Genomic DNA, 10,184 nt, shown 5'->3' on the forward strand with positions numbered 1-10,184 from the left:
ACCCCGACCACCCCGCCCTCCGCGCTGGGCGGCCTCGGCCTCTTCACGGTCCTGCTCGGCGCGGCGCTCCCGCTCATCGACTTCTTCATCGTCAACGTGGCCCTGCCGACGATCGGCCGCGACCTCGCCGCGAGCGAGGCGGTCCTGGAACTCGTCGTCGCCGGGTACGGCGTCTCGTACGCCGTCCTGCTGGTACTCGGCGGCCGCCTCGGCGACCTCTTCGGCCGACGCCGGCTCTTCCTGTGGGGCATGGCCGCCTTCGGGCTGACCTCGCTGGCCTGCGGACTCGCCCCGGACGCCTGGTCACTGGTGGCGGCGCGGGTCGCCCAGGGCGCTGCGGCCGCCGCGATGCTGCCGCAGGTGCTCGCCACCATCCAGGCGACGACCTCCGGCGCGCCCCGGGCCCGGGCGATGAGCCTGTACGGCGCGACGGCCGGGCTCTCCATGGTGGCCGGGCAGATCCTGGGCGGCGTCCTGGTGGCGGCGGACATCGCGGGCACCGGCTGGCGCTCGGTGTTCCTGGTGAACGTGCCCGTCGCCGTACTCGGCCTGGTCCTGGCGGCGCGTGCCGTGCCCGAGACCCGCTCGTCGCGCCCGGAGCCCGTGGACGGTCCCGGCACGGTCCTGCTGGCCGTGTCCCTGCTGACCCTCCTCGCGCCGCTCACCGAGGGGCGGGCGGCGGGCTGGCCGCTGTGGACGTGGCTGTCGCTGGCCGCGTTCCCGGTCGCGGCCCTCGCCTTCTACCTGGTCGAGCGGAGGGAGGACCGCCTGGGCCGGACGCCCCTCGTGCCACCCAGCCTCTTCGCCCTCACCTCCCTGCGCCGGGGCCTGGTCATGATCGTGCCGTTCTCGATCGGCTTCAGCGGGTTCATGTTCGTGATCGCGGTGGCGCTGCAGGAGGGTGCGCGACTGGGGCCGGTCGAGGCCGGTCTCGCCCTGTCCCCCATGGCGGTGTCGTTCTTCCTCGTCTCGCTGGCGGGTCCCCGGCTGGTCGCCCGGTACGGCACCCGCGTGGTGACCGTGGGCGGGCTGATCCAGGCGGTGGGCGTGGCCTTGATGGCGTTCGCCGCGTGGCGGACCTGGCCGGACCTGACCTGGCTGCCGCTCCTGCCCGGCATGACGATCGCGGGCGCCGGTCAGGCCCTCCAACTCCCCATCGTCCTGCGGCTGATCCTCTCCGAGGTCCCGTCGGCACGGGCCGGCGTCGGCAGCGGCGTCATGGTCACCACCCAGCAGTCGGCCCTCGCCCTGGGCGTGGCCACCCTGGGCACCCTGTTCCTGTCACTGGTGCCGGAGTTGGGCATGGGCGACGCCCTGGTGACGACGCTCCTGGTCCAACTGGCGGGGATTGCTTTGACGGTGACGCTGAGCCTGCGCCTGCCGAGGACGATCAGCTAGCCCCGACAGGGGCGCGGGGAACCTGCGCGAGCAACCACAACGCACCCGCACCCGACCACCACCCCGAACCCGGCAGACGAGACGAACCCACCCACAAACCCCTCTGAGTCCGAACTCACCGCCCCCCAACACCCCGTTGATGTTGGTCTTGCTGCACACTCCTTGGCGGCACAGACAAACAGAAGGCTCAACAACCCCTGGAGTACCGAGCGTCGCCAGGAGGCGTCATGCTGGAGATCAACACGAGCAAGGTGACCCGCTGGGACCAGCACGGGCGCGAACACACCGTCCGGGTCGAACGCGCGGGCGTCCAGCGCACGATCAAGTGCGACACGTGCGGCTGGCGCAAAGGCGCCCAGTTCCTGCCGTGGCTGAAGGCGGAGGAACACCTCGCGGAAGAACACCAGGCGACGGTGGACCCGAAGTCGGAGTGACTCAGCGGAGCGCGTCGTACCGCTCGTCGAGCGCGGCGGCGACCCGCTCCATCACCCGCTGCCAGTGCGCACGTTGCCGCTCACGCTCCTCGGCGCTCGCCATCCGCTCCTGGTGGAAGCGGAGCACGGTCCGGCCTCCGGCGGCGGCAGTGAGGGCGACCTGGACGGTGGTTTCGCCGTACGTGACGCGGATGCGGTCGCCCGGCCGGTAGCCGCGCACCTCACCGCTCACGCCGGCGGCGGTCTCGTACGGAGTGCCGGGCTCCGGCCTGAGCTCCGCGCCGGTCCCGAGCCACAGCGCCAGCCCGTCCGCCCCGCTGACGAACTCCCATACGACGGACGGTGACTGGGGCAGCGTGCGCGAGACACCGATCTGCCAGCCGGCGTCCTTGGTGAGTCCGGTGGGCATGACGATCACCCTTCCTGGAGTTCTTCCCGGGGCCCGGGTCCTTCCCCGGCCCGGCGGGCGCGCAGGGCCCGCACCTTGTGCTGGTTGCCGCAGTGCTCCATGGAGCACCAGCGGCGCCGGCCGGGCCGGGAGGTGTCGACGTAGACGAGGTAGCAGCGCTCGCCGGAGCACATCCGGACGCGCTCGGCGTACCGCCCGGTGAGCAACTCGATGGCATCGCGGGCGACGGTGGAGACGAGCTGGGCCCCGTCGGCCACTCCGGCCCACTCGCGCCGCTCGCCGTCGCCCCCGATCGCGGGGACCAGCGGCGGACGGGCGGCGGCCTCGTTGATGACGTCGAGATCCTCGCGGCCCCCGCCCGCCACCCCGAACTCCGGCAGCCCGCCGCAGATCCGCGCGGCGGCGACCCGGTACAGGGAGTCCCGGACCCGGCGGGCGTACGCCACATCCCGCTCCGTGACATCCAGCGCGGGCGTGGGCGTGAGCCTCGACCGCTCGGCCCAGGCGACCAGGTCGGCGGGGGTGTGGAGCACCTCGAACCTGCGGAAGGCACCCGGCCCTCCGGTGACGAGCAGTTCGAGGCAGAGGGCACCGGGGTCGAACCGGTACGAGGCCCCGGAGTGGGACCGCAGCACCATGCCGGACACGCGCGACACCCCCAGACTGTGGACGACGACCCCTCGTAACCAATATAACCAGTTACATGAGTCTGAGCCCACTGAACTGGAAACTGGTCATCGACACCCGGGACGCCCAGACACTGGCGGACTTCTGGGCCGCGGCACTGCAGTACGAGGTGGAGGACCCGACCGCGCTGATCGACCACCTCCTGTCGACGGAGGCCCTCCCCGAGGCGGCGGTCGCCGAGCACAACGGCCACCGTGTCTTCCGGGGCTACGCGGCCGTACGCCACCCCGAGGACCCCTACGACCCGTTCACCGGCATCGGCAAGGGCCGTCGCCTGCTCTTCCAGGACGTACCCGAGCCGAAGACGGTGAAGAACCGCCTCCACATCGACATCCACGCGGAAGCCGACGGCCTGGACCAGCTGGTCTCCCATCTGGAAACCCTGGGCGCGACCCGCGTCCGCGAGGTGGACAAGGGGCCCGCGGGCCGGTGGTGGGTGCTGCGGGACCCTGAGGGCAACGAGTTCTGCGCGGCGTGACACCGGGACGCCGACCAGCCCTCGATGGCTGGGCTCTGCGGGTCCGGGCACTACCTGTCGCGTGCGGCTGCGTTCTGTTTGTGACCCTCTTCTTCTTGGTCTTCGTCGGAGTTGTCGCTTGGTGGTCCGGTACCAACACATGGAAGTGGCCCGGAGTCAGCGGTTAGCCGAACTCAGGGCTCGGGGCAGGTGCCTTCTGGTCAGTCGCGTGACCAGCCGGTCCCGAGCGGCGGGCTACGCGGCCGCGCCGGCATGCCCGCGCCGAGCCGGGCACTGCCGCGCGGTTCACCGGCCCGTGGGCACGTGCCGAGGCTCGCGGTCCGACGTCGGCCACACGTACGGCAGGTCGTCGGGCACACCGGGAAACTGACTCGCGTACACGTCCCGGTCCTTGCGGACGAGTGCCGAGCGGTGGCTCTCGTGGAACGCCTCGTCGCCGAGCCAGGGCGGCAGCTCACCGGCGGCCGCCAGCTCCGCCTGGTCACGCACCCGAGTGCCCGGGCGGTACGCGGCCAGCCCGGCGACCAGGGAGGCGGCGCAGCTGTCCTGGTGCCCTTGCGCCCGCCAGGCCCGGCAGATCTCCAGGCCGTAGCGCACGAGTGCCTCCTCGTACCCGGTCCACATCCGTACGGCCGGGTGTCGGCGCCACCCGTAGCCGGGGACGGTGAGGCCGCGGAGGACCTGCAGTGCCTCGACGCGCTGCTTGCCCAGTCGGCGCCGGTCCAGGAGCAGGGCCGTCTGCCGGAAATCGGGGTGGGGCAGGAACGTCTGCATCAGTCGCCGGTTCGTTTCTTGCGCAGCGCGGACGGGTCGTGGACGGCCGGCTTGCCGGACTTGGCGCTGCGCACCTCGTATTGCGGATCATCCGGAGACGCGTCCACGGTGCGGCCGGCGGCCTCGGTGCGTCGGGTGATCTCTCCCTCGACCGTGCCTTCCGTGGTGCTGCCGTGGCTGTTCCAGGTGACTTCGTCGCCCTGGACGAGCTTCTCGCCCTTGCCGTTGCCTGTCTCATTCGTGTTCTCAGCGTGCCTGGTGTCCTTGGTGTCCTTGGTGTTCTTTCTGCTTTCCGTGTTCTTCGCCATCGTGGTCCCTTTCTCCTTCATGCCGCGTTCCCGCAGATCGCGGAGTCGACCGGCGTAGGCGAGGTCGTCGCGCCAGAGGCGGCCCGCCGCCGTGCGCATCAGCGGGCGCAGGGCCGGGGCCAGGGCGCGGGCCAGGGCGAAGCCTGGCCGCTGCGAGGTGGCGACGACGGCCTCCACCACGGCGGTGCGCGGTCGGCCCAGCCCGTCCGGGCCCAGAGGGGTGGCGTGTGTCTCCACCACGGACCCGACTCCCTCACCTTCGGTGATCCGCATGAGCACCGTGCGCGGCTCGGGGGCGGTGAATTCCGCCCGCACCGGCACGACAACGCGCCGGGCCAAACGGAACGAGACGTCGACGACGAAGGTGTCGTCGTCCTGGCCGTCACCGGGCGCCCGGACGACGGTGAGGTCCACGAACGAGTACGGGTGGAGCCACGCGCCGTGCCACGGGTCAAGGCGGTTTGCCACGACGTCCCTCGGCTCACAGGTCCCCACGCCCGTCCAGACCGCGTGCACGGATGCCGCCGGCGCGGGCCTGACCGGCACCACCGGAGCGCGCGTGGGTTCTTCACCGCCGACCGCGTCCAGCCTCACCCACACCAGCACGCCGTCGTCGTGGACGGGCAACGGCTCCCAGCCGACGTACGCCGATCCGTCGAGGGACAGACCGTGCCAGTGGCACACCAGGGTGCCGCAGCGCACCGGGCTGTCCGCCAGCGGTGCGCCCAGATGCGGGCACTGCCCCGGGCCGCCCACCAGGCGCCCGCGCGCGTCGCGCCAGACGACGACCTCCGTGCCCGCGACGGTGCCCGACAGCGGGCGAGTGGACGTGACGTCGGCGGTGGCACCCACCACGAACCAGTTGCCCGACGGGCGGGCCAGGGCGCGTTGGAGTGCTCCCGTGATGACGGCGGGCCGTGCCTGCCGCCAGGTGGGCACCTGGCGTTCCCAGCGCACCGGGCGGCGGCGCAGACGCAGCGGGTAGCGGGCCCTGCGGGGGCTCGGGTCGGGGCTCATCCGGGCTCCTCGGCGAGGATCGGGCAGGAACCGGTCGTGACGGTGGGGGCGGATCTGTCGTGGCGACGCGCGGCGAGACGGGCGGCCGCGAGCCGGGTGAGCCCGTCCGCGGCGACGGCCGCGCGCCGGCGCCGGGGGACCACCGCACGCCGGTGCACTACCGCGTACCCGTCGTCGGCGATGGCGTCGAGGATGCTCCCGTAGAGCACGTAAGCGGTCCGGATGCAGGGGCGCGCCACCGGGTCCAGCATGGCGAGACCGGGTGCGGCCTGCCGGTAGACGGCCCGGGTCATCTCCTCTCCGGCCCGCAGCGCGGCCGTGATGCGCCGGTCCCGGCGCCCGGTGCGCCTGCTCCAGCGCAGCAGGTCCCGGTCGGCACCGTGGGCGGCGAGCAGATCCTCCGGCAGGTAGACCCGGCCGCGGTCCAGGTCCTCACCGACGTCGCGCAGGAAGTTGGTCAGCTGGAAGGCCACGCCCAGCGCGGCCGCGTGCGGCGCCGCCTCGGCCCGGGGCACGACGGTGCCGAGCACGGGCAGCATCTGCAGCCCGATGACCGCGGCGGAACCATGCATGTACTGACACAGGTCGTCGTAGGTGGCGTACGCGCCGACGGTGAGATCGCTGCGCATCGACGCCATGAAGTCGGTGAAGTGGGCCGGATCGATGGCGTAGCGGGCGGCGGTGTCGGCGACGGCGAGGACCACCGGTTCACCGGCCGGAGGGGAGCCGTCGAGCGCTCGCCGCAGCCGCACCTCCAGCCGGTCGAGGGCTGCCGCGCGCTGCGCGGGCGTGGCCGGCTCGTCGAGGTCGTCGACGATGTCGTCGGCCCACCGGGCGAAGCCGTACAGCGCGTGCACAGCCGGCCTGCGCGCCACGGGCAGCAGCCGGGTGGCCAGGAAGTAGGTGCGGCCGTGGCGGGCGTTGAGCCTTCGACACCGCTCGTAGGCGGCGCGCAGGGCCGGGTCGGTGATGCCGGCGGCGTCGAGTTCACGGTGGCTCATCGGTCCTCGCCTCGCACGGCCGCGGCGCGCGTCGGCCGGCGGCACGGGGACGGGGACCCGGTGATCCGTGCCGCGGCCAGCCTGCCGGAGATCAGCACGGTCGGTACGCCGACGCCGGGGGTGGTACCGCAGCCGGCCAGCACCACGTTGTCGACGCCGCGCACCAGGTTGCGGGGGCGGAAGGGGCCGGTCTGGGCGAAGGTGTGGGCAGCCGAGAAGGGCGTGCCTGCGGCATGGCCCTGCTCGGTCCAGTCGGCGGGTGTCACCAGGCACTCCTCTTCGATGGCGGAGGCGATACCGGTCATCCCACGACGCTCCAGGGTGGCCAGGAGGCTGTCGCGGTATCGGGGAGCGAGCCCGGCCCAGGACGTGGCGGGCATTCCGACCTCGGTGTTGGGGCAGGGTGCCAGGACGTAGTGCAGGTGCCGTCCCTCGGGCGCCAGGCCGGGGTCTCCGGCGGTGGGGCGGGTGATCAGCAGGGACGGGTCGGTCATCAGACAACCGGTCCGGGTCAGTTCCTCGAAGGTGCGCTGCCACGCGGCGCCGAAGGACAGCGTGTGGTGGGCGAGGTGCGGCCAGGTGCGGGTGGTGCCGACGTGCAGGACGACGGCCGACGGGGCGTAGCGCAGGGGGACCGGGCGACGCGGACGGCGGCCCAGCAGCCGGTGGGCGACGGGCAGGTCGGGGGTGAGGACGACGGCGTCGCACGGGATGCGCTCATGCGTCGTGCGGACCGCGGTGACCCGGTTCCCCGGCCTTTCCAGGTGCGTGACGTCATGGCCGAAGCGCAGTTCGGCGCCGGCAGCGGCGGCAGCGGCGGCCATGGCACGGGGCAGGGCGTGCATTCCGCCGCGTGGGAAGTAGACGCCGGCCACGGTGTCCATGTACGCGATGACGGCGTAGGCGGCCAGGGCACGGGCCGGTGCGACACCGGCGTACAGGGACTGGAAGGTGAACACCCTCCGTAGGCGCTCGTCGGTCAGGAACCGTGCGATGCGCGCGTCCAGCCTGCCGAAGCCGCCCAGGGCGGCGAGGCGCGCCAGGTCGGGCGTCAGCAGGCCCAGCGGGGAGTCGAAGTTGACGTCGATGAACCGGCGCATCTGCACCGCGTACAGCCGCTTGAGCCAGGCGCGCAGCCGCCGGTAGCCGGCCGCTTCCCGGGCTCCGGCGAACCGCTCGACCTCCGCCTCCATCGCGGCGGCGTCGGTGTGCACGTCCAGGGCGCTTCCGTCGGCGAAGCAGGCCCGGTAGGCGGGGTGCAGCGGGATGAGGTCGACGCGGTCGGCGAGGCGCTCGCCGACCGCCGCGAACGCTTCGTCGGCCATCTGCGGCATCGTGAGCACGGTCGGTCCGGTGTCGATGCGGTAGCCGCCGAGGGCTCGTCGTCCGGCTCGGCCGCCGGGCGTGGCGTCGCGCTCGACGACGGTGACGCGCCGGCCGGAGCCCAGCAGGTACAGAGCCGCCGACAGGCCCGACAGGCCCGCGCCCACCACCACGACGTGGTCCGTGCGGCCGCGCACCGTCCTCATCGCTGTCCCCGCCCGGTGCCCTGGAGTTCGCGCCGGTTGTCCGCCGCGCGGGCTTGCGGATCGACCCCGCAGCCCGCAGCGGCCCGCAGCAGCTCCCGCAGCCGCCCGGCGGCGGGCTCCCGCAGAGCGGCGGACGCCAGCCGCTGCACACTTCGGGCGCCGAGCCGCTCCGCCCGGCGTTCCACCACCTTGCGGGCTCCGGTGCGCTCCAGCACCCCCCGTACCTCGGCGAGCCGCCCCTCGGTCAGCCGGCCGGCGCCCACACACCCGCCCAGCACGGCCAGCGCCTCGGTGTCGCCGCTCGCCCCGGCCCTGGCCCGGGCGAGGGCGACCAGGTAGGTCGGCTTGCCCTGCCGGATGTCGTCGCCCGAGGGCTTGCCGGTGGCGTGCGGTGCGCCGAACACTCCGTGGAGGTCGTCACGGAGCTGGAAGGCAATGCCCGCGCAGCGTCCGGCCGCCGAAAGGATACGGGTGGTCCGCGCGTCGGCCCGGGCGAGCGCGGCACCGAGCAGCATCGGCCGTTCCACCGAGTACAGCGCGCTCTTGAGGCAGGCGATCCGCACGGCGCGGGCCGCGGAGGACACCGCGGTCGCCTGGCCGTGCAGGTCCAGGTACTGCCCGGCCACCATCTCGGTGCGCATGACCCGCCAGAGCTCCCGTACGGCGTCGGCGACCGGCGTGGGCAGGGCCGCACCGGCGACGATGTCGTCCGCCCAGGCCAGCGCCAGGTCGCCGACGAGGATCGCGGCGGCCTTGGCGAAGTCGGGACCGGCCGCGGGGTACTGGTGGCCGACGTCCGAGTGCAGCGCGGGGCGGCCGCGGCGCAGTGCGGAATCGTCCATCACGTCGTCATGCACCAGCGCACAGGTCTGCAGCAGTTCGAGGGCCGCCGCGATCCGCAGTACGGCCGCGGTGTGCCGGCTGTCGCCCCCTGCCGCGCGGAAGGACCACCACAGCAGCTGCGGCCGGTTCCGCTTGCCTCCCTGCAAGGTGAAGGCGGCGAGCCGAGCGGCCAGATCTTCACCGAAGACGGTGTCGAGCGACGTGCAGTGGGCGAGGCGCTCGTCGATGATCTGCTCCAGGCAATGCCCGACGGCAGCCGGCACGTCGGCGTCCACGGCGGCCGGGCGCGAGGCGGGCGGCCCTGGCCGACCCTCGGCAGAGCTGAGCGGCGGTCGCCGGGTCCCATCCGGAGTGTCATGGGCCCTGCTGGTGCGCATCCCGATTCCTCTCGTCGATACGAAGCCCATGAAGGGGTTTTCTGGGGTGATTCAGCCGGGCGGCGGCTTCCTGCCGGGCACCACGCGAGGAAGACCGCGGGGCGCGGAGCAACCGGTGGGTGCCCGACTCCGCGCTTCCAGGACCATCGGGGCGCCCGTGGATCTCCCCCGTACAGCGTTGCCGGACGCGGGGGCTTTCCCGGATCCCGTCCGCTCGCGCCGGAAACCTGCGAACCGCATGCGCCGATGCCTTCCCCGCCACGGCCGGTCTGCCGCGGCCCGGGCACCGAATGCCCCCGCCGACCACCCGTTCGGCGGGCAGCGTCGCGGGGCGGACCAGCGTGGCGCGCATCCGTCGGCGGGGCCGGGCCGGAATACTCCGCCGCAGCGGGACTGCCGGGCGGAAGGCGGAGGAGGATTTCGAGGAGGAGGACGTGGTCGAGTCGGACATCGTCATCGTCGGTGGCGGTGCCGCAGGACTCTCCCTGGCGCACCGGTTGCCGACGGACACGGCCCAGCGGCCGGCGGTGTCCGTCGTCCTGGTCGACGCGCTGGCCGAGCCCCTGCGGGCACCGCGGCGGACGTGGTGCTTCTGGGAAGAAGGCACTGGCCGCTACGACTCCGCGGTGACGGCCTCCTGGGAGTGGCTGCGCGTCCACAGTCGACACGGAGCCGCCCTACGGCGCCACATCGCACCCCTGCGCTACAAGATGATCCGCTCCGGCGACTTCGAGGCGTTGGTGGAGCACGACCTGGCGGAGCGGCCGCGGATCCGGCGGCTGCACGCCACCGTCCACGACGTGGCCCTCTGCCCCGACGGCACGGGCGCCACGTACACCGGGGCGGGGCGGCGGGCCACCGGCGTCGACGCGCTGCCGGCCGCCGCCGGGCTCCGCAGCGCACCCGCCAAGTACGCGCTCGCCGCCCGG

The 10,184-nt window shown here is 73.4% G+C and carries 10 protein-coding genes and 2 pseudogenes; 4 read left to right on the plus strand and 8 right to left on the minus strand.

Annotated features, from left to right (window positions below; all coding sequences use genetic code 11):
- The coding region (locus FNH08_RS34165; protein WP_152775405.1) for an MFS transporter at positions 1 to 1,398 on the plus strand (1,398 nt) is incomplete at its 5' end.
- A 227-nt stretch (positions 1,399 to 1,625) separates the two neighbouring features.
- Entirely contained in the window at positions 1,626 to 1,832 is a 207-nt protein-coding gene (locus tag FNH08_RS34170) for a hypothetical protein (protein WP_152775406.1), read from the plus strand.
- Position 1,833: 1 nt separating this feature from the next.
- Here the strand turns inward: FNH08_RS34170 and FNH08_RS34175 are convergent, their stop codons facing one another.
- The gene (locus tag FNH08_RS34175) at positions 1,834 to 2,241 is read right to left on the minus strand and encodes an SRPBCC family protein (RefSeq protein ID WP_152775407.1); all 408 of its coding nucleotides are present in this window, start codon (positions 2,239 to 2,241) and stop codon (positions 1,834 to 1,836) included.
- 5 nt (positions 2,242 to 2,246) lie between these two features.
- Positions 2,247 to 2,879, minus strand: coding sequence for a CGNR zinc finger domain-containing protein (locus FNH08_RS34180; RefSeq protein WP_152775414.1), 633 nt, complete (start codon positions 2,877 to 2,879; stop codon positions 2,247 to 2,249).
- A gap of 65 nt (positions 2,880 to 2,944) precedes the next feature.
- Between FNH08_RS34180 and FNH08_RS34185 the strand changes: the two genes are divergently transcribed.
- Complete coding sequence (locus FNH08_RS34185) at positions 2,945 to 3,406, plus strand: VOC family protein (RefSeq protein ID WP_152775408.1); 462 nt, start codon at positions 2,945 to 2,947, stop codon at positions 3,404 to 3,406.
- Positions 3,407 to 3,691: 285 nt separating this feature from the next.
- Here FNH08_RS34185 and FNH08_RS34190 read toward each other — a convergent pair whose 3' ends face one another.
- The 6 genes and pseudogenes from FNH08_RS34190 to FNH08_RS34210 form a co-directional block, all read right to left on the minus strand.
- A complete protein-coding gene (locus FNH08_RS34190; RefSeq protein ID WP_152775409.1) occupies positions 3,692 to 4,180 on the minus strand; it encodes an MSMEG_6728 family protein in 489 nt (162 codons plus the stop codon).
- A pseudogene (locus FNH08_RS52425) lies at positions 4,180 to 4,395 on the minus strand (DUF2945 domain-containing protein); the annotation flags it as partial. The pseudogene FNH08_RS52425 and the gene FNH08_RS34190, both read right to left, overlap by 1 nt.
- Positions 4,396 to 4,509: 114 nt before the next feature.
- Positions 4,510 to 5,505, minus strand: a pseudogene (locus FNH08_RS34195) (DUF5914 domain-containing protein); the annotation flags it as partial.
- Positions 5,502 to 6,506, minus strand: a complete 1,005-nt coding sequence (locus FNH08_RS34200; RefSeq protein WP_152775411.1) for a phytoene/squalene synthase family protein — start codon at positions 6,504 to 6,506, stop codon at positions 5,502 to 5,504. The pseudogene FNH08_RS34195 and the gene FNH08_RS34200, both read right to left, overlap by 4 nt.
- Positions 6,503 to 8,035, minus strand: a complete 1,533-nt coding sequence (gene crtI, locus FNH08_RS34205; protein ID WP_152775412.1) for a phytoene desaturase family protein — start codon at positions 8,033 to 8,035, stop codon at positions 6,503 to 6,505. The genes FNH08_RS34200 and crtI overlap by 4 nt, the downstream gene beginning before the upstream one ends.
- Positions 8,032 to 9,255, minus strand: coding sequence for a polyprenyl synthetase family protein (locus FNH08_RS34210; protein ID WP_194238711.1), 1,224 nt, complete (start codon positions 9,253 to 9,255; stop codon positions 8,032 to 8,034). The genes crtI and FNH08_RS34210 overlap by 4 nt, the downstream gene beginning before the upstream one ends.
- A gap of 341 nt (positions 9,256 to 9,596) precedes the next feature.
- Between FNH08_RS34210 and FNH08_RS34215 the strand changes: the two genes are divergently transcribed.
- The coding region (locus FNH08_RS34215) for a lycopene cyclase family protein (protein WP_322725962.1) at positions 9,597 to 10,184 on the plus strand (588 nt) is incomplete at its 3' end.

The organism is Streptomyces spongiae (assembly GCF_009377185.1).
In the GTDB taxonomy this organism is placed as follows: Bacteria; Actinomycetota; Actinomycetes; order Streptomycetales; family Streptomycetaceae; genus Streptomyces; species Streptomyces spongiae.